This window comes from Sphingomonas guangdongensis (assembly GCF_900199185.1).
Lineage (GTDB): Bacteria > Pseudomonadota > Alphaproteobacteria > Sphingomonadales > Sphingomonadaceae > Sphingomonas > Sphingomonas guangdongensis.
In genome coordinates this window covers 1,092,371-1,109,426 of sequence record NZ_OBMI01000001.1, presented here as the reverse complement: position 1 = coordinate 1,109,426, position 17,056 = coordinate 1,092,371, and the positions used below count along the sequence as shown (strand labels likewise).

Sequence of the window (17,056 nt, the reverse complement as noted above, 5' to 3'; positions counted from 1 at the left end):
GGCAAGCCGTACCCCGGCTTGCAACCGCCGCGCGGCGGCGTAGCGTCACCGGATGACCGACCCGACCGATCCGGTCCCAAGCGGCGCGCGGCCGACCTTGCTGGACGACGCGGCCACCCGCCGGATCCTGCGCTGGCTGCCGTTCGCGATGGCCGGGCACCTGCTGGTCGGTGTGCCGGCCCTCATCATCTCGCTGGTCGTCGCCTACGCCACCTTCGTCCAGGCCGGCGCGACCCAGCGCATGCAGCAGGCCGCCGCCTGGCCGATCGTCGCGGCGCGCACCACCAACTATACCACGGCGGGTGAGCGCGTGGTGGCGTTGTCGCTGGTCAACGACGGGCTCGGCCCCGCGCTGATCGGGCCGGTCGAGGTGCGCTACCGCGGGCGCGCCGTCGCAACCCCGACCGCGCTGCTGGCGGCGTGCTGCGGCTACCGCGCCGGGCAGACGATGCAGCTGCGCGGCACGCCGATCGTGCAGACGGCGCTCCGCCCCGGGCAGGAGGTATCGTTCATCGGGGTGCCGGGCGTCCCCGCCAACGCCGGCCTGGTCGACCGCTTCGATGCCGCCCGCCGGCACGTCACGGTGCGGGCCTGCTACTGCTCGATCTTCGAGGAGTGCTGGACGATCGCCGGCGAACAAGCGAAGCCGCAGCGGGTGGCGCAGTGTCCGGCCGACTGGACGGTGCTCCGCGCCGGCTGAGCACGCCAACGGCTCACGTCCGGTCAGGCCCGCCTGGTCGTAATCCATTGGAAAGCGACACTTTGCCTCCTTATTCGTCGGAGCTGACCGACCGGAGGAGGAAGCAATGCGCACGATCCTGGGATTGATGACAGCTGTCGCGCTTGCCGCAAGCGGGGCACACGCGCAGATCGATCCATCGGCGGTCGGCCAGAGCGGCGTGCACAGCTCGACGATGCGCAACCACGCGGACCGCATCGCGCGCGAGCGCGGGGGCGCAGCGCGACCCGACAACAGCGCCCGGGCTCGCGCCGTGTGCGCGCAGCGCATGGAGCTGCGCGCCAAGTTCGGGAGCGATGATCCCAAGATCCGGCAGATCTTCGATCTCTGCAACCGGCTGCACTACTGATCCGGCGCCCGCGCGGGCTATCGCACCGCGCCACCATCGGGCATTGATGACCGCATGCAGCAGGCCGCGCACCAGCTTACGCTCTCGACGCCTGGTGCGGGCCTCCACGAGTTTACCCCCGCGGTGACCGGCTGGGTCGCTGCGCAGGGCCTCGCGACCGGGCTGCTGACGCTGTTTGTGCGGCACACCAGCTGCTCGCTGCTGATCCAGGAGAATGCCGCACCCGCCGCGCGCCGCGACCTGCAGCGCTACTTCGCCCGGATCGCGCCGGAGAGCACCGCCTACGAGCACGACGACGAGGGGCCGGACGACATGCCCGCGCACCTGCGCGCGGCGCTGACCGCGACCAGCCTGTCGGTGCCGGTCGCGGGCGGCCGGATGGTGCTCGGGACGTGGCAGGGCATCTACCTGTTCGAACATCGCGCCAGCCCGCACCGGCGCCAGGTGGCGCTGCACCTGATCGGCGCGTAGCATCGCCCCGATGCTCCGCCGGCTCCTCGTGCTGCTCGCCGCCGGCCTCTGCCTCTCGGCCGCCGCGCCGCAGCCGCTCGCGCCGACCATCCACGTTGTTCGTCACTTCGACACGCCCGCGGGCGAGCGCGACCCGGCGCTGACCGAGGTCGGCCGGCAGCGCGCCGCGGCGCTGGTGCGCTGGTTCGAAGGCAAGCCGCTCGCCGCGATCTACGTGACCAACTTCCGCCGCTCGCGCGCGACGATCGCGCCGCTCGCCGCGGCGCGCGGCCTCAACCCGACGATCTATGGTCCCGCGCCTGACCCCGCGTTGATCGAGCGGCTGCGGGCGGAGCGCGGACCGGTGCTGATCGTCGGCCACAGCAACACGGTGCCGGACATCGTCGCGATGCTGGGCGGCGCGCGACCCGCGCCGCTCACCCACCCGGACTTCGGCGATGTCTGGACGATCGCGGCTGGTAGCGTCGCGAAGACGCAGATCGACCCCTAGCGTCGCGGCAGCGCCAGCGCGACCGCCAGCCCGCTGCCGACCAGCAGCGCGTCCTCCACGAAGCCGCTCGCGGTCTGGCCGTAACGGGCCATCGCGCGCTTGCGCAGCCAGAGCCCGCCGAACGAGGTCGCGAGCGCCGCCGCGGTGGCGAGGGCCGCGCCGGCAACCCGCCGGTCCTTGGGCGCGAAGGCGGCGCCCGCCGCCGCGGACGTGATCGTCCGCCCGATCAGCCCGGCCGCCACGGTGCGGTCGGGCGCGGTGGTCATCTTGTCGCCCGCCATCTCCGCCCCCGCCATCGCGACCGTACCGGCGCTGACCAGCGGGTGCGCGAGGAGCGACGGCAGCGTGCCCTCGTCGAGCTTGCCCTGGCGCGCGGCGCCCGATGCGAGCGCGAGCGGGGTCATGGCGCGCTGGCCGGCGATGATGCCGATGAGCAGGGAACGAAGCATGGAGCTGTCCTTTCGAGCGGTCGCCCCGGTGAACGCCGACGCCCGCGATCGGCTCCCGGCCTTCAGCCGGCGGCGTCCTCCGCATCCAGGCCGTAAGCGCTGTGGAGGACGCGGACCGCGAGCTCGGTCTCGTCCTCGTGGATCAGCACGCTCACCTTGATCTCGCTGGTGGAGATCGCCTGGACGTTGATCCCGCGCGCGCCCAGCGTCGTGAACATGGTGGAGGCGACGCCCGCGTGGCTGCGCATCCCGACACCCACCACGCTGATCTTCGCAACCCGCGTATCGTGGATCAGCTCGCCGAAGCCGATCGCGGCGCGCGCCTGGTTGAGCGTCTCCATCGACCGCGCGAGGTCCGCCGACGGCACGGTGAAGGTGACGTCCGTCGAACCCTTCCCGTGCGCGATGTTCTGGATGATCATGTCGACGTTGATGCTGGCGTCGGCGAGCGGCGCGAAGATGCTGGCGACCGCGCCGGGCTTGTCCGGCACGCTGGTCAGCGTGATCTTCGCCTCGTTCTTGTCGTGCGCGATGCCGGTGATCAGCTGGCGTTCCACGTCGTCAATCTCCTCTTCGCCGACGATCATCGTCCCCGGCAGCTGGTCGGCCATCGGCGCGTCGTCGCCGGTGAAGGACGACAGCACCTGGACGCGCACCCCTTCCTTCATCGCGAGCCCGACCGAGCGGGTCTGAAGCACCTTGGCGCCGACGCTCGCGAGCTCCAGCATCTCCTCGTAGGTGACCTTGGAAAGCTTGCGCGCCCGCGGCACGATGCGCGGGTCGGTCGTGTAAACGCCGTCGACGTCGGTGTAGATATCGCAGCGGTCCGCGCCCATCGCCGCCGCGACCGCGACCGCCGACGTGTCGGAGCCACCGCGGCCGAGCGTGGTCACGCGACCGTCGTCGGCCACGCCCTGAAAGCCGGGGATCACCGCGACCTCCCGCCGCGCCAGGCTCTCAGCCAGCGCCGCTGTGTCGATCGACCCGATCCGCGCGCTCGCGAACGCATCGGAGGTGTGGATCGGCAGCTGCCACCCGAGCCAGCTGCGCGCGGGCACGCCGATCGCCTGGAGCGCGATCGCGAGCAGCCCGCTCGTCACCTGCTCGCCCGACGACACGACGACATCATATTCGCGCGCGTCGTAGAGCGGCGACGCCTCGCGGCAGAAGCCGACCAGCCGGTCGGTGTCGCCCGCCATCGCGGACACGACCACCGCAACCTCGTTGCCCGCCGCCCACTCGCGCTTGACCCGCTGCGCCACCGTGCGGATGCGCTCGATCCCGGCCATGGAAGTACCGCCGAACTTCATCACGATGCGGGCCATGGGCGGGAGTGCTTCGTCCTTGGAGGTGGGCGGGGCGCCCTGATAAGAGGGCACCATGAGTGACGCAACAGTAACAGCCGCGACCATCGACCCGGCCGGGGCCGCGCATTTCGGGCGGCTGGCGGCCGACTGGTGGAACCCGAAGGGGACGTCGGCGATGCTGCACCGGCTGAACCCGCCGCGATTGCAGTTCCTGCGCGCGGCGGTCGATCGCCACTTCGATGTCGATCCGGCGAGCTTCACGCCCCTCGCTGGCAAGCGCGCGCTCGACATGGGCTGCGGCGCCGGGCTGCTTGCCGAGCCGCTCGCCCGGCTGGGCGCGGCGGTGACGGGCGTGGATGCGGCCGCCGAGAACATCGGCGCGGCCCGCGCCCACGCGGCGACGAGCGGCCTCACGATCGACTACCGCGTTGGTGATACCGAGGCGGTCCGCGGCGAGCAGTTCGACCTGGTCGTGAGCTTCGAGGTGATCGAGCATGTGACGGACGCCGCCGCCTTTGTCCGCGGGCTGGCGGGCGTGCTGGCGCCGGGCGGGCTGCTGCTGCTCTCCACCCCCAACCGCACGCCACTGTCGCGGCTCGCGATGATCACGCTGGCGGAGGGAACCGGGCAGATCCCGCGCGGAACCCACGACTGGGACAAGTTCCTGACCCCCGACGAGCTGACGGCGCTGCTGGCGGACGCGGGACTGCGCGTCACGGAGACGCAGGGCCTCGGCTTCTCGCCGATCCGCGGTTTCGCGCTCAGCGACTCGACCGCGCTCGACTATTTCGTGAGCGCACGGGCGACTTCCATTCGTCCTGAGTAGCGACTGAGCGCTGGCGAAGGCGCGTATCGAAGGGCCTCGACCCCGCAATGGCGCGCCGGTTGATCCTGACTCCAGCGGCGTCACTAAAATCAAGCTCGTCGCTCGCCTGCGGCCGCGCGGCGATTAGCGAAACGGCAATGGTTGCAGCGCTATGGCTGGTGCCGGCAACGGAGCGCGACATGGTAGACCGCATCACCGACCTGACGCTGAAGCTCGCCTTGCTGCTCGCGAGCCTCGGATCCTTCCTGTCGCTCGTCAAGATGACGCTGGAGCACTTCCGCCCGACGCCGTATCACTGGTGGGCGGCGGTCGCGTTCTTCGGCGCGACGCTCGCGCTTGCCGGGGCAGTGCGGCTTCGCGGCACCCGTGACGCGCCGGCGCTGCCGCGCTGACCGCCGCAGTCAGAACAGGCGCCCGCCGTTCGGTACAGGCTCGCTCGGAGCCACCAGCACGACCTTTCCGTCGGCGTCGGGGAAGCCGAGCGTCAGCACCTCCGACATCATCGGCCCGATCTGGCGCGGCGGGAAGTTGACCACGGCGGCGACCTGACGCCCGACCAGCGTGCCCGGCGCATAATGCTCCGTTATCTGCGCCGATGAGGCCTTGCGGCCGATCACCGGGCCGAAATCGATCAGGAGGCGATACGCGGGCTTGCGCGCCTCCGGGAAGTCGCGTGCCTCGACGATCGTACCGATCCGGATGTCGACGGCCAGGAACTGGTCAAAGGTGATGGTCGGCGCGACCGGTGCGTCGGCGGCGTGGGACACGTGCATGGCAGGCTCCATTGACAGCGCAGCCGCTGTGCCACAGCCAATCGGGCGTGGCGATCACCCTTCCCCCCGCCTGGCGGACGCTCGGCGACGATCCCCGGGTCGCGGCGGCGCTGACCGCCGCCGAAGGCTTTGCGGCGGCGGAGGAAGCGGCCGGGCACCCCGTCTACCCGCCGGTCGCGGCGCGGCTCCACGCGCTTGCCCTGACCGCGCCCGAGCAGGCGCGGGTCGTGATCCTCGGCCAGGATCCCTATCATGGTCCGGGGCAGGCGCACGGCCTGGCCTTCTCCGTGCCCGCCGGCATCAAGCCGCCGCCCAGCCTGCGCAACATCTTTGCCGAGCTGGCGAGCGACCTGGGGGTGCCGGCACCCGGCCACGGCCGGCTCGACGCCTGGGCACGGCAGGGCGTGCTCCTCCTCAATGCGACGCTCAGCGTGCGCGGCGGCGCGGCCGGGTCCCACGCCGGGCGCGGGTGGGAAGTGGTGACCGACGCGGTGATCCGGACGGTCAGCGACGGCGTCGCGCCCGTCGCCTTTATCCTGTGGGGCAATCATGCCGCGAAGAAGGCCGTGCTGATCGACGGTGCGCGTCACCTGGTGCTGACCAGCGCCCACCCCTCCCCGCTGTCGGCGCGTCGCGGCTTCCTCGGCAGCCGGCCCTTCTCGCGCGTCAACGCCTGGCTCGCGGCTAACGGGCGCGGGCAGATCGACTGGACGCTGCCGGAGGTCGCCGATGTGCAATGAACAGTCGAACCGCGTGGCCGCCGGGCTGATCCGCGACGACATTCAGCAGCTGCGCATCCCGCTCGACTTCCCCGAGGGACTCCCCAACCTAGAGCCGCGCGACAGCATCCGGATCACCGATCGCAACGCGATCCTGCGCACGGCGGCGGGCGGCACCGGCGCCGAGCTGGTCGTCAGGCGGTGGAGCTGGCCCGGGCCGGGCGGGCGGCCGGTGTACAACTTCCGGTCGGAGGGGCGGCGCTTCCCGCACGGCCGCTGCCTGATCGTCGCCGACGCCTTCTACGAGTTCACCGATCCGCCGCCCGACGCGCCCAAAAGGGCGCGCAAGACCAAGTGGCGCTTCACCAAGGCCGGAGAGGCGTGGTTCGCGATTGCCGGCCTGTGGCGCGCGGACCCGCAGGTCGGCGAAGCCTACACCATGCTGACCGGTGCGCCGGGTCCGGACATAGCCCCGTACCACGACCGACAAGTGCTGGTGCTCGAACGCAGCGACTGGGCGGCGTGGCTGGCCGCGGAGACGACGGCACCGGAAGCGCTGCTGGCGCCATCCCCGCTTGGTACGTTCGCGGTCGAACAGGTGGCTTGATCGTGGGACTCGACCGCCCAGATCTGCTAAGGCGTTGTCCGTGTTGAGGAAATCAGTCATGCGTCGCACCCTGTCCGCCATCCTGACCTTGTCGCTGCTGTCGGCGTGCGGCGGCGGTGGTGGTGGCGGCACGTCGGGCACGGTTTCCACGACGCCGAGCCCCACCCCGACGCCGGTTCCGACCGCGTCACCGACACCCACCGCGACCGCCGGCTGCTCGCTGCGGGAGCGCCAGGACTGGGCGCTTTCGCAGCTGCGCGAATGGTATCTGTTCCCGGAAACGCTGCCGGCGACGCTCGATCCCGCCCCCTATACCAGCGTCGACACCTACATCGACGCGCTCACCGCGACCGCCCGGGCGCAGCGACGCGATCGCTACTTCACCTACATCACCTCGATCGCGGCCGAGAACGCCTACTACAGCTCCGGCCAGACCGCCGGCTTCGGCTTCCGCCTCACCACCAACACGGCGCAGCGCCGGGTGATCGTCGCCGAGGCGTTCGAGGGCGCGCCCGCGCTCGCCGCCGGGATTGACCGGGGCACGGAGATCCTGGCGATCGGCACCAGCGAGGCGACGCTGCGTCCGGTCAGCGACCTGATCGCGAGCAACGGCAGCGCGGGCGTCACCGGCTCGCTCGGCCCTGACACGCCGGGGACCGCGCGCACTTTCCGCATCAGCGATGCGACTGCCGGCAGCCGCGTGGTGACGGTCGCCAAGGCCAATTACGAGCTGACGCCGGTGTCGTCGCGGTACGGCGCGCGGATCATCGACGACGGCGGGCGCAGGGTCGGCTACGTCAACCTGCGCACCTTCATCTCGACCGCCGACCCGGCGCTCAGGGCCGCGTTTGCGCAGTTCCGCAGCGCCGGGGTGACCGAGCTGATCGTCGATCTGCGCTACAACGGCGGCGGTCTCGTCTCGATCGCCAACCTGCTCGGCGACCTGATGGGCCGCGACCGGACCGGCAGCGACGTGTTCAGCTACACGACGTTCAATCCGGCCAAATCGGCGGAGAACAGCACCCGCTACTTCCAGCCGCAGTCGCAGTCGGTCGGCGTGACCAAGGTCGCCTTCATCGGCCTGTCCGGTACCGCCTCCGCCAGCGAGCTGGTGACCAACGCCTTCATCCCGTACCTGCGCGCCAACGCCGCGCTGGTCGGCACGAACACCTATGGCAAGCCGGTCGGCCAGATCGCGCTCGACCGGGCGGGATGCGACGACCGGCTGCGGGTGGTCGCCTTCGCGACGCAGAACGCCAATCGCCAGGGCGCCTACTACGACGGGCTGGCGGGGGTCATGGAGCGGACCTGCTCGGCGAGCGACGAGCTGGCCTTTCCGCTCGGCGACGCGCGCGAGTCGTCGGTCAGGGTCGCGCTCGACTTCCTCGCGGGGCGCAGTTGCACGCCGATCTCCGCGGCTCCGGTCGGCACCGCGGCGCGGCGTGTGGCCGATCAGGAGCTGCTCTCGCCCGAGCGGCCCTCGACCGCGCAGCGCGAGGTGCCGGGACTGTTCTGAGGAACCGGTTGCCGCGTCCGGCGCGTTGAGCGCCCGAACGCCGCAACCGGAGCCTTCAGCCATGACCGACACCGCCGCCACCCACCGCAGCCTCGCCGACCTGGCCGAGAAGATGCGCGACATCGATTTCTGCACGCTCAGCACCCGCACCAGCGGCGGGGCGATCGCCGGGCGCCCGATGAGCAACAACCGCGACGTGGCCTATGATGGCGACAGCTGGTTCTTCTCCTACGAGCAGGCGCGCACGATCAGCGACATCGAGGCGGACCCGAACGTCGGCCTGTCGTACCAGGGGAAGTCCGGGCTGCTCGGCATGCGCCCCTTCTTCCTCACCATCGAGGGTCGCGCGACGCTGATCCGCGACAAGGCGCAGTTCGAGGCGCACTGGACCAAGGATCTCGACCGCTACTTCCCGCAGGGCGTCGACACGCCGGGGATTGTCCTCATCCAGGTTCACGCGAGCCGCGCGCACTATTGGGACGGCGAGGATGAGGGCGAAGTGACGCTCTGAGTCCCACCCTCAACCGTCATGCCAGCGCAGGCCGGCATCCATGTCTGTGACGAAAAGCGAACGCTCGGGGCTGATCGACACGGACATGGACCCCGGCCCGCGCTGGGGTGACGGGTTTCAGCGCTCGCCCGCCAGCCGCGCTCGCGACCACAGCGCCGAATCGCGCGGCGCATCTGGGTAGAGCCGCCGCCGGTTCGCCGCCTGCCACCCGGCGCGGGCGATCGCCACGATCTTCTCGCCGCGGGTGGTCGTGACGCGGTGATCCCAGGCGTGCTCGCCCGCCGCGGCGACCTTGCGCGCGATCCCGCCGTAGATGTCGGCCGCCGCCAGCACCGCCCAGGCCTCGCGCCCGCCCAGCGCCGGCGTGCCGAGCCGCGCGCTCTCCTCGTAGCAGGCGGCCATTCGCGCGAGCCGGGTGGAGAGCACCGCCAGCCGCTTGCGGAACGGCGGCTTCAGGTGCTCGCCGGGCGGCATGTCCATCTCGACCAGCCATTCGACCGGCAGGTAGCAGCGCCCGGCGCGATCATCCTCCTCGATGTCGCGCGCGATGTTGGCGAGCTGAAACGCGAGGCCGAGATCGGCGGCGCGGTCCAGCGTCGCGGTGTCGTTCGGGTCCACCCCCATCACCACCGCCATCATGCAGCCGACCACGCCCGCGACATGGTAGCAGTAGCGCAGCAGGTCATCGGTGGTGCGCGGCCGCCACTCGTCGGCGTCGAGCGCGAAGCCGGCGATGTGCTCGTCGATGAACACGCGCGGCATACCCGTTTCCGCGACCACGTAGCGCAGCCCGTCAAAGGCGGGATCGCCGGTCCACTCGCCGCGGAGCACCGCGTCGGTCCGCGCGCGGATGGTCGCGATCCGCGCCGCCGGGTCGGTCACCGCCTGCTGGTCATGCCCCAGCACCTGATCGTCGGCGATGTCGTCGCACGCGCGGCACCAGGCATAGAGCAGCCAGGCCCGCTCGCGCGTCACCGGCCCGAACAGCTTGCTGGCCGCGGCGAAGCTCTTCGATCCGCGCGCGATGGTGGTCCGGGCGGCCGCGACCGTCTCGGCGCGGGTGGCCAAGCTCACAGGTCCTTGGCGCCGATCTCGCCGATCGTCGTCGCGGGCCGGAACGCCGCCATCTGCTCGAGCAACCCGTCCAGCCGATCGTCGATCAGCAGCAGGCCGCGGTGCTGCGCACGCAGGAAGCCGACGTCGCCCATCGTCCGCACGAACTGGATCAGCCCGTCATAGTAGCCCGCGACGTTCAGCAGCCCGACCGGCTTCGCATGATAGCCGATCTGCGCCCAGCTCATCGCCTCCCACAGCTCGTCCATCGTGCCGGTGCCACCGGGCAGCGTGACGAAGCCGTCCGACAGGTCGGTGAAGGCCTGCTTGCGCTGGTGCATCGTGTCCACGACGTGGAGCTCGGTGCAGCCGCGATGCGCGACCTCCGCATCGACCAGCGCCTGCGGTATGACCCCGATCACCTCGCCGCCCGCCGCCAGCGCCGCATCGGCGACCGCGCCCATCAGCCCCAGCCGCCCGCCGCCGTAGACGACGCCGATCCCGCGCTCCGCCAGCGTGCGGCCGACCTCACGGGCATTGTCGATGTAGACCGGATCGGCGGGGGTCGCCGACCCGCAGTAGATGGCAAGACGCTTCATGGCGCGCGCGCTAGGCGAAGCGGCCCAGGCCAGCAACCCTGGGGCTCACCGATCCCCTTCGAGCATCAGCCCCGCGGTCGCCTTGGCGCTGCCGACCACACCCGGGATCCCCGCGCCCGGATGCGTGCCCGCGCCGACGAAGTAGAGGTTCGGGATATTGTCGTCGCGGTTGTGCGCACGGAAATAGGCACTCTGCGTCAGCACCGGCTCCAGGCTGAAGGCGCTGCCCTGGTGCGCCGACAGGTCGCGGTTGAAGTCGGCCGGCGAGTAGCTGAATTTGGTGACGATCCGGTCGTGGATGTCGGGGAGCAGCCGGCGGCCGACCTCGTCCAGGATGCGCTTCTCCAGCACCGGCGCGAGCGCGTCCCAGTCGCCGACGAACTTGCCCATGTGCGGCACCGGCGCCAGCGCGTAGAAGGTGGAGCATCCCTCCGGCGCGAGCGTCGGATCGGTGACGGTCGGATGGTGGAGGTAGAGCGAGAAGTCCTCGCTCACCAGCCCGTGGTCGTAGATGTCCGACAGCAGCCCCTTATAGCGCGGGCCGAACAGGATCATGTGGTGCGGGATGCCGGGCCAGGTCCCGCGGACGCCGAAGTGCACCACGAACAGCGACGGCGAGAAGCGCTTCCGCTCCAGCCGCGCCGCGGTCCGCTGCGCCGCGCGCGATCCGCTCAGCAGCGTGCGATAGGTGTGGACCAGGTCGCCGTTGGATGCGACCGCGTCCGCCTCGATCCGCTCGCCGTCCGCGAGCGTGACGCCGGTCGCCCGGTCGCCCAGCGTATCGATTGACGCGACCGGTGCCGACAGCCGCACGACGCCGCCCAGCCGCTCGAAGTGGCGGACCATGCCCGCGACCAGCCGGTTGGTACCGCCTTGCGCGAACCACACGCCGCCGTCGCGCTCCAGCTTGTGGATCAGCGCGTAGATCGCGGATGTCGTCATCGGATTGCCACCGACGAGGAGCGTATGGAAGCTGAGCGCCTGGCGCAGCTTCTCGTTTTCCACGAAGCTCGACACCATCGAGTAGACGGAGCGCCACGCCTGGTACTTGGCGAGCGCGGGCGCCGCCTTCACCATCGACGTGAAGTCGAGGAACGCGACGTGGCCGAGCTTCTCGTACCCCTCGCGGTACACGCCTGCGGAGTACTCCAGGAACCGGGCGTAGCCGTCGATGTCCTTGGGGTTGAGCTTGCCGATCTCGGCGCGGAGCACCGTGTCGTCGTTGGTGTAGTCGAAGTTGGTGCCGTCCGGCCAGTTGAGCCGGTAGAAGGGATTGACCGGGAGCAGCGTCACGTCGTCCGCGATGTCGCGGCCCGACAATGCCCACAGCTCCTGGAGCGTATCGGGCGCGGTGATCACGGTCGGTCCGGCATCGAAGGTGAAGCCGTCGCGTTCCCACACATAGGCACGGCCGCCGGGCCGGTCGCGCGCCTCCACGATCGTCGTCGCGACTCCGGCGGACTGGAGGCGGATGCCGAGCGCGAGGCCGCCGAAGCCCGCGCCGACGATGACCGCGCGCTTCATGCCGCGCGTCCCGCGAGCGCGCGGACGGCGCGGCCGATCGGAACCGGCGGGCGCCCCATCAGGATGCGCGCCTTGTCGCCCAGCCGGCTCCGCCCCGCGTAGAAGCGGGCGATGAGCGCGGCGTCGAGGCCGTAGAACCGCTCCAGCACGCGGTAGCGCTCACCCGGATCGGCGGCGCGGAACAACATCTTGTCGAGCATGCGGTAGAAACTGCGATCCTTCCAGGCGGCGCGGGCGTGCGCGTGAAGCCGCTCGCCCAACGCCTCGCTCGTCAGGTCGGGTGCATCCGCGACCAGGCTGGCGACACGGACGGCATCGGGCAGCGAGTAGCCGGTGGTCGGGTGGAACAGTCCGGCGCGCACTCCCGCCTTGGCCGGGCCCGATCCGCTGCTCGCCCAATAGGCGTCGAAGTCGCCGCCGATCACGACGCCGAGTGCCCCTGCCTCTTCGCGGGCGATCCCGGCACGCTTCCAGCCCTTCGCGGCGGCATAGGTGTCAATCCGGACGCCCAGCGCTGCGCGGTCGATGTCGGGGGTGTCGGAATAATAGGTGTCCTCCACGAACATCCGGTCGTCGGCGAACGGGAGCGTGTAGACGAAGCGAAAACCGTCGATCTGGTCGACGGACCCGTCCATCACAGTCGGCCGGACGGCACCGTGCGGGCGCTTGAGGATCAGCTCGCGACCCAGGAACTTCTGCCAGCCGAGCTCCAGCGTCGAGAGGTCGCCCGCGCCGCGGCAGTCGATCACGCACCCGGCCTCGATCCGGTCGCCGTCGGCCAGCAGCACGGCATGCGCCTCCACCGACACGACCTTGCGCCCGGTCAGCACGCTTCCCTCCGCGCAGGCGGCGCGGACCTCGCGGTCGAAGCGTTCGGAGGTGACCGAATAGTAGTTGGCGGGAAGCGTCCGGCGCCGCGCCGGAAAGGCGATGTCGTAGCCCTGCCAGACATGCGCCACCACCGGGATCACGATCTCGCGGTCGGTCTTGGCGATGTCGCTGCCGAAGAACGACCAGATGTGATTGCCGCCGAGCGTCTCACCGCGCTCCACGATCACCACGCGCGCGTCCGGCCGGCGCTGGCGGAGCGCAAGCGCGATCAGCCCGCCCGAGAGGCCGCCGCCGACGATCGCGACGTCGCAGGGTATGATCGCTGCCACAGCGTGTCGCCTAGCCCAAGCACAGGGCGGGCGGAAGGGTGCGCGGCGTACCGCACCGCCGCCCGGCTGTGCCGCTTTGGGTGGATTGGGTAACGGACTCCGGGTAAGTGCGCGTGGCATGACGGTTTTCCTTGCCATTGTCCTGTCCGCCGTCGCGATGACGGTGATCGTCGGCGTCCGCTATCTGCTGACCAGCGCAGGCTTCGCGCTCGCGACGCGGCTTACGCGGCCGGGGCACTACGCCGGGCTGGACGAACAGATCAGGCGGGAGATCCGCTGGAGCCTCTACTCCGCGGCCATCTACGGCGTCCCGGCGGGCATCGTCGCCTGGGGCTGGCAGAACCGCGGCTGGACGCTGATCTACGAGGATTGGGGCGCCTATCCGCTATGGTACGTGCCGGTGTCGGTGCTGCTCTTCCTCTTCGCGCACGATACCTGGTTCTACTGGTCGCATCGCTGGATGCATCGGCCGGCGGTGTTCAGGCGTGTCCACGCCGTCCACCATGCCAGCCGTCCCCCGACCGCCTGGGCGGCGATGGCGTTCCATCCCTGGGAAGCACTGACCGGGGCTGTGGTAATTCCGCTACTGGTGTTCGTGATTCCGATCCACGTCGCGATGCTGGGTCTGGTCCTGACCGTGATGACGTTTATGGGTGTAACCAATCACATGGGCTGGGAGATTTTCCCTAGGTTCATGTGGGGGGGGCCACTGGGGGCGTGGCTGATCACTGCCAGTCATCATCAGCGTCATCACGACGCCTATGGGTGCAATTATGGACTCTACTTCCGGTTCTGGGACCGCGTTTGCGGCACCGACCGCGGTCTGGGGGATTTCGCGTCGCAGCGGCGTCGCGGCGGCAGCGCTGGGGGCGGCGCTGGTGCTGGGCGGCGCGTCGCCGATCGCGTCGGTTGAGATCGACATCACCAAGCTGCGCTCGACCAAGGGCGTGATCCAGCTGTGCCTCACCGCCGACCCGACGAACTTTCCATCCTGCGTTGACGACGCCCGCGCGCTGTCGCGGCGCGTGCCGGCGCGGGAGCGCACGATCCGGGTCGAGGGGCTCGCGCCCGGTGCCTACGCCGCCGCGCTGATCCACGACGAGAACGGCAACAACAAGCTCGACACGATGATGGGCATCCCGCGAGAGGGCTTCGGTTTCTCGCGCAACCCGGCAATCGGCTTCGGCCCGCCGCGCTTCTCGTCCGCGCGGTTCGTTCTGGACTCGGGACGCAACGAACAGGACATCCGGGTCCGCTACCTGCTCTGAGGCGCAACAAGCCCTTCCGCCGTCGGTAGAGGACCCTTTCGAGCCATCTGGCGTTACGCGGCTGCAACATTCCTTGTGCCTGGAGCGCCACAGCCGTGAAATTTCTGTCCTTGACCCTAGCCGGGCTGTTGCTCGCCACGCCTGCCTTCGCGCAGGAAGCGGCGCTGCCGCCGGAGCCTCAGACGCCGACGCTGCCAAGCGACATCGACGTCGACGGCGACTCGCTGACGATCGGTGCCGGGGCGGTGTACCTGCCCGATTACGAGGGTTCGGACGACTACCGCTTCACGCCCGCGCCCGGCGCCATCGGGTCGTACAAGGGCTTCTCGTTCCAGCTTGCGGGCAACCGCCTGTCGGTTGACGTGATTCCCGACCGCTCGGCGAACGGGATCGACTTCCAGGCCGGGCCGATCGGGGTCGTGAACCTCAATCGCACCTCGATCGACAACATCGACGACGCGCGCATTCGGGCGCTGGGCGAAATCGACACCGCGATCGAGCTCGGCGGCTATGTCGGCATCGCCAAGACGGGCGTGATCACCAGCCCGTACGACCGGCTGTCGATCTCGGCCAGCTACCGCGTCGACGTGACCGACGCGCACGGTTCCGGCATCTTCCAGCCCTCCGTCAGCTATCTGACCCCGCTGTCGCGCAAGGCGGCGGTCGGGCTGTTCGCGACGGCCGAGCGGGTGGAGGGCGACTTCGCCCGCACCTACTACTCCGTCACCCCCGCCCAGTCGCTGGCGAGCGGCCTGCCCGTCTTCGCCGCACGCGGCGGGTGGAAGAACTATTCGGTCGGCGCGCTCGCGACCGTCTCGCTGACCGGCGACCTGCTCCACGGCCTGAAGATCGTCGGCGGCGGCACCTACTCGCGGCTGCTCAACGGCTTCTCCTACTCGCCGGTCGTGCGGATCGCGGGCGAGAAGAGCCAGTGGCTGGGCGTGGTGGGGCTCGCCTACACCTTCTGAGCTCGAACTCGGCGGACCTAATCACTCCTTAAGCCGGCCGTCCTACGCTCGCCGCCGGGCAGCGCGCGGGCAGGGACGGCATGGCGATCATCACCTTCAGCAAGCAGGTCCCGTTCCCGATCGGGGCGCTTCGCGACGCACTCGGCAAGCACGTCCCGCTCCATCGCTGGCACTGCGGCGAGGACGATGACGGCTCCCCCGGCCAGATCGGGCGGTACGCCGCCTCCGGCCTGATCCAGGGGCGGTCGGACGGCTCGCTGATCCTGACCGAGTACCGCGCCCGCCGCGAGCAGCACCCCGACGCGCCGCCGCATGGGTGGTATCTGGAGCTGCTGCCGCCCACCACCGAGCTGCGGCCGGTCGCGGAGCGGATCACGACGGTGATCTGCGCGGCGGCGATGAGCGCGGACGAGGACGGCGCGCTCTGCCAGCTGATCCCCGGCACCGCCTGGCTGCCTGTCGCGGCGCTACCGGCGATCCTCCGCGCGCTCGCGAACGAAGCGTCGCTCGCCGACGCGGTCGCCTGCGCCGGACCCGGCGTGCAGGCGGCGACGCGCGCGGCGACGGCGCCGACGGTCGACGCGCGGCAGCCGGATGCGCATCGCCGGGGCATGCCGATGCTGATGCTGCTGGCCGATCGGCCGCTGCAGCCCGATTGGGCGATCATCGAGCAGGTCGCGCAGGCGATCGACCCGGCCGGCCACTGGTCGCTCACCGGCGCGGGACTGGCAGGCCGCGGCACGCAGGTCATCGTCAAGCAGACGAGCGAGCCCGCACCCGACTTCGTGTGGGAGAGCTGCATTCGGTACGGCTCCTGGGGTGACGGCGATGGTGCCCGGCTGCGGGCGCACCGCACGACCGCGATGATCGGATCGATGCTCGACCCGGCCGCCGTCCCGTTTGAGACGGTGCGCCAGGTCGCCAAGGTGATCACGGTGGTCGCGGGCCTGCTGGCGCGGCTGCCGGGCACGATCGCGCTGATCAACACGACGACGCGCGGCCTCTTCGCGGCAACGGCGCTGCACGACATGCTCGGCATCGTCGTCACGGCGGACGAGCTGCCGCTCGCGCTGTGGACGCGGACGGAGGTGATCAGCGACCGCGACGGCGACGTGTCGTTCGCCACCGTCGGGCTCACCCCGCTGATCGGGCTGGAGGTCGAGATGTGGCACGCGCCGCTTCCCTTCGGTGAAGCCGCGGATCAGATGAGCAACGTCCTTCGCTACCTGCTCACCCACGGACAGGTGATCGGCGACGGCGACACGATGGGGAAGACGGCGGACGATCGCGCGATCCGCTGCACGCTGGAGCCCGCGCGGGCGCCGGGGCGCGCGGGTCGGGCATTGTCGCTGACCTTCGTGCGCAACGATGGCGGGGCGGCGGCGAGCCCGATCGCGGGCGACCTGAGGCCTGGCGCCGACGGGCAAGGGCTGGCCTTGCCCGCACGGATGGAGGCGGACCGGCCGACAGGCATCGCCGCACCCACAGCGCCGACGCGCGCTCGCCCGTCCGCCCCGGCAGCACCGCCGCGCGCGCCCGCACCGGTCGCTGCTCCACCGCTCGCGGCCGGTCGCCGCGCCGGAGGGTTCGGCCGCAAAGGGCTATGAACGCCTGCCGATCGCGCCTACACCCGTTCCATCCCCGGGGGAGCGCTCCGTCGCGCTTGAGAGGGTGGCCGCAGCCACCGACCCGCCGAACCTGATCCGGCTGACACCGGCGTAGGAAGT

General features: G+C 70.7%; 21 protein-coding genes. 14 read left to right on the top strand and 7 right to left on the bottom strand.

Annotated features, from left to right (window positions below):
• Positions 1-52 precede the first annotated feature (52 nt).
• From CRO12_RS05425 to CRO12_RS05410, 4 genes are all read left to right on the top strand, one after another.
• A complete protein-coding gene (locus tag CRO12_RS05425; RefSeq protein ID WP_097062925.1) occupies positions 53-700 on the top strand; it encodes a hypothetical protein in 648 nt (215 codons plus the stop codon).
• Positions 701-806: 106 nt separating this feature from the next.
• The gene (locus CRO12_RS05420) at positions 807-1,088 is read left to right on the top strand and encodes a hypothetical protein (protein ID WP_097062924.1); all 282 of its coding nucleotides are present in this window, start codon (positions 807-809) and stop codon (positions 1,086-1,088) included.
• Positions 1,089-1,142: 54 nt separating this feature from the next.
• The gene (locus CRO12_RS05415) at positions 1,143-1,559 is read left to right on the top strand and encodes a secondary thiamine-phosphate synthase enzyme YjbQ (RefSeq protein WP_097062923.1); all 417 of its coding nucleotides are present in this window, start codon (positions 1,143-1,145) and stop codon (positions 1,557-1,559) included.
• Positions 1,560-1,569: 10 nt separating this feature from the next.
• Positions 1,570-2,049, top strand: a complete 480-nt coding sequence (locus CRO12_RS05410) for a SixA phosphatase family protein (RefSeq protein WP_097062922.1) — start codon at positions 1,570-1,572, stop codon at positions 2,047-2,049.
• On the opposite strand, the gene CRO12_RS05405 is transcribed toward CRO12_RS05410, so the two are convergent.
• On the bottom strand, positions 2,046-2,498 hold the full coding sequence (locus tag CRO12_RS05405) for a DUF4126 domain-containing protein (RefSeq protein WP_097062921.1): 453 nt from the start codon (positions 2,496-2,498) through the stop codon (positions 2,046-2,048). The genes CRO12_RS05410 and CRO12_RS05405 overlap by 4 nt on opposite strands.
• Before the next feature lie 62 nt (positions 2,499-2,560).
• Positions 2,561-3,823 carry an aspartate kinase gene (locus tag CRO12_RS05400; RefSeq protein WP_097062920.1) on the bottom strand — a complete coding sequence of 421 codons (1,263 nt, stop codon included), beginning with the start codon at positions 3,821-3,823 and terminating at the stop codon, positions 2,561-2,563.
• 55 nt (positions 3,824-3,878) lie between these two features.
• Between CRO12_RS05400 and ubiG the strand changes: the two genes are divergently transcribed.
• Positions 3,879-4,631, top strand: a complete 753-nt coding sequence (gene ubiG, locus CRO12_RS05395) for a bifunctional 2-polyprenyl-6-hydroxyphenol methylase/3-demethylubiquinol 3-O-methyltransferase UbiG (RefSeq protein WP_097062919.1) — start codon at positions 3,879-3,881, stop codon at positions 4,629-4,631.
• Positions 4,632-4,768: 137 nt separating this feature from the next.
• The gene (locus CRO12_RS05390) at positions 4,769-5,023 is read left to right on the top strand and encodes a hypothetical protein (RefSeq protein ID WP_097062918.1); all 255 of its coding nucleotides are present in this window, start codon (positions 4,769-4,771) and stop codon (positions 5,021-5,023) included.
• A gap of 9 nt (positions 5,024-5,032) precedes the next feature.
• On the opposite strand, the gene CRO12_RS05385 is transcribed toward CRO12_RS05390, so the two are convergent.
• Positions 5,033-5,404, bottom strand: coding sequence for a tRNA-binding protein (locus tag CRO12_RS05385; RefSeq protein ID WP_097062917.1), 372 nt, complete (start codon positions 5,402-5,404; stop codon positions 5,033-5,035).
• A 47-nt stretch (positions 5,405-5,451) separates the two neighbouring features.
• Here CRO12_RS05385 and CRO12_RS05380 point away from each other — a divergent pair, with 47 nt between their 5' ends.
• The 4 genes from CRO12_RS05380 (at position 5,452) to CRO12_RS05365 (ending at position 8,757) form a co-directional block, all read left to right on the top strand.
• Positions 5,452-6,144 (top strand): uracil-DNA glycosylase, encoded by a 693-nt coding sequence (locus CRO12_RS05380; protein ID WP_097062916.1) that lies wholly within the window; start codon positions 5,452-5,454, stop codon positions 6,142-6,144.
• Entirely contained in the window at positions 6,134-6,730 is a 597-nt protein-coding gene (locus CRO12_RS05375; RefSeq protein ID WP_097062915.1) for an SOS response-associated peptidase family protein, read from the top strand. Before CRO12_RS05380 ends, CRO12_RS05375 begins: the two co-directional genes overlap by 11 nt.
• A gap of 58 nt (positions 6,731-6,788) precedes the next feature.
• Positions 6,789-8,246 carry a S41 family peptidase gene (locus tag CRO12_RS05370; RefSeq protein WP_097062914.1) on the top strand — a complete coding sequence of 486 codons (1,458 nt, stop codon included), beginning with the start codon at positions 6,789-6,791 and terminating at the stop codon, positions 8,244-8,246.
• A gap of 61 nt (positions 8,247-8,307) precedes the next feature.
• Positions 8,308-8,757 (top strand): pyridoxamine 5'-phosphate oxidase family protein, encoded by a 450-nt coding sequence (locus tag CRO12_RS05365; protein ID WP_097062913.1) that lies wholly within the window; start codon positions 8,308-8,310, stop codon positions 8,755-8,757.
• A 117-nt stretch (positions 8,758-8,874) separates the two neighbouring features.
• Here CRO12_RS05365 and CRO12_RS05360 read toward each other — a convergent pair whose 3' ends face one another.
• From CRO12_RS05360 to crtY, 4 genes are read right to left on the bottom strand one after another with little or no spacing between them, the layout of a single operon-like run.
• Positions 8,875-9,831 carry a phytoene/squalene synthase family protein gene (locus tag CRO12_RS05360; protein ID WP_097062912.1) on the bottom strand — a complete coding sequence of 319 codons (957 nt, stop codon included), beginning with the start codon at positions 9,829-9,831 and terminating at the stop codon, positions 8,875-8,877.
• On the bottom strand, positions 9,828-10,409 hold the full coding sequence (locus CRO12_RS05355; protein WP_097062911.1) for an LOG family protein: 582 nt from the start codon (positions 10,407-10,409) through the stop codon (positions 9,828-9,830). The genes CRO12_RS05360 and CRO12_RS05355 overlap by 4 nt, the downstream gene beginning before the upstream one ends.
• A 45-nt stretch (positions 10,410-10,454) precedes the next feature.
• A complete protein-coding gene (locus CRO12_RS05350; protein ID WP_097062910.1) occupies positions 10,455-11,933 on the bottom strand; it encodes a phytoene desaturase in 1,479 nt (492 codons plus the stop codon).
• Positions 11,930-13,093: a lycopene beta-cyclase CrtY gene (gene crtY / locus CRO12_RS05345; RefSeq protein ID WP_097062909.1), complete on the bottom strand. Its 1,164-nt coding sequence runs from the start codon at positions 13,091-13,093 to the stop codon at positions 11,930-11,932. The genes CRO12_RS05350 and crtY overlap by 4 nt, the downstream gene beginning before the upstream one ends.
• A gap of 118 nt (positions 13,094-13,211) precedes the next feature.
• Here crtY and CRO12_RS05340 point away from each other — a divergent pair, with 118 nt between their 5' ends.
• From CRO12_RS05340 to CRO12_RS05325, 4 genes are all read left to right on the top strand, one after another.
• A complete protein-coding gene (locus CRO12_RS05340; RefSeq protein ID WP_097062908.1) occupies positions 13,212-14,006 on the top strand; it encodes a sterol desaturase family protein in 795 nt (264 codons plus the stop codon).
• On the top strand, positions 13,972-14,361 hold the full coding sequence (locus CRO12_RS05335) for a DUF2141 domain-containing protein (protein WP_342747200.1): 390 nt from the start codon (positions 13,972-13,974) through the stop codon (positions 14,359-14,361). The genes CRO12_RS05340 and CRO12_RS05335 overlap by 35 nt, the downstream gene beginning before the upstream one ends.
• 95 nt (positions 14,362-14,456) lie before the next feature.
• Positions 14,457-15,329, top strand: a complete 873-nt coding sequence (locus tag CRO12_RS05330) for a MipA/OmpV family protein (RefSeq protein ID WP_245858216.1) — start codon at positions 14,457-14,459, stop codon at positions 15,327-15,329.
• Between the two features lie 80 nt (positions 15,330-15,409).
• Positions 15,410-16,936 carry a DUF4261 domain-containing protein gene (locus CRO12_RS05325; RefSeq protein ID WP_097062906.1) on the top strand — a complete coding sequence of 509 codons (1,527 nt, stop codon included), beginning with the start codon at positions 15,410-15,412 and terminating at the stop codon, positions 16,934-16,936.
• Positions 16,937-17,056: the final 120 nt, after the last annotated feature.

What these genes read in the sequence shown, in the direction of transcription:
- CRO12_RS05370 (WP_097062914.1), top strand. Translation starts at nt 6,789, where the DNA reads ATGCGTCGCACCCTGTCCGCCATCCTGACCTTGTCGCTGCTGTCGGCG.
- CRO12_RS05365 (WP_097062913.1), top strand. Translation starts at nt 8,308, where the DNA reads ATGACCGACACCGCCGCCACCCACCGCAGCCTCGCCGACCTGGCCGAG.
- CRO12_RS05405 (WP_097062921.1), bottom strand. Translation starts at nt 2,498, where the DNA reads ATGCTTCGTTCCCTGCTCATCGGCATCATCGCCGGCCAGCGCGCCATG.
- CRO12_RS05355 (WP_097062911.1), bottom strand. Translation starts at nt 10,409, where the DNA reads ATGAAGCGTCTTGCCATCTACTGCGGGTCGGCGACCCCCGCCGATCCG.
- CRO12_RS05375 (WP_097062915.1), top strand. Translation starts at nt 6,134, where the DNA reads ATGTGCAATGAACAGTCGAACCGCGTGGCCGCCGGGCTGATCCGCGAC.
- CRO12_RS05385 (WP_097062917.1), bottom strand. Translation starts at nt 5,404, where the DNA reads ATGCACGTGTCCCACGCCGCCGACGCACCGGTCGCGCCGACCATCACC.
- CRO12_RS05400 (WP_097062920.1), bottom strand. Translation starts at nt 3,823, where the DNA reads ATGGCCCGCATCGTGATGAAGTTCGGCGGTACTTCCATGGCCGGGATC.
- CRO12_RS05340 (WP_097062908.1), top strand. Translation starts at nt 13,212, where the DNA reads ATGACGGTTTTCCTTGCCATTGTCCTGTCCGCCGTCGCGATGACGGTG.
- CRO12_RS05415 (WP_097062923.1), top strand. Translation starts at nt 1,143, where the DNA reads ATGCAGCAGGCCGCGCACCAGCTTACGCTCTCGACGCCTGGTGCGGGC.
- CRO12_RS05420 (WP_097062924.1), top strand. Translation starts at nt 807, where the DNA reads ATGCGCACGATCCTGGGATTGATGACAGCTGTCGCGCTTGCCGCAAGC.
- CRO12_RS05350 (WP_097062910.1), bottom strand. Translation starts at nt 11,933, where the DNA reads ATGAAGCGCGCGGTCATCGTCGGCGCGGGCTTCGGCGGCCTCGCGCTC.
- ubiG (WP_097062919.1), top strand. Translation starts at nt 3,879, where the DNA reads ATGAGTGACGCAACAGTAACAGCCGCGACCATCGACCCGGCCGGGGCC.
- CRO12_RS05390 (WP_097062918.1), top strand. Translation starts at nt 4,769, where the DNA reads ATGGTTGCAGCGCTATGGCTGGTGCCGGCAACGGAGCGCGACATGGTA.
- CRO12_RS05425 (WP_097062925.1), top strand. Translation starts at nt 53, where the DNA reads ATGACCGACCCGACCGATCCGGTCCCAAGCGGCGCGCGGCCGACCTTG.
- CRO12_RS05410 (WP_097062922.1), top strand. Translation starts at nt 1,570, where the DNA reads ATGCTCCGCCGGCTCCTCGTGCTGCTCGCCGCCGGCCTCTGCCTCTCG.
- CRO12_RS05325 (WP_097062906.1), top strand. Translation starts at nt 15,410, where the DNA reads ATGGCGATCATCACCTTCAGCAAGCAGGTCCCGTTCCCGATCGGGGCG.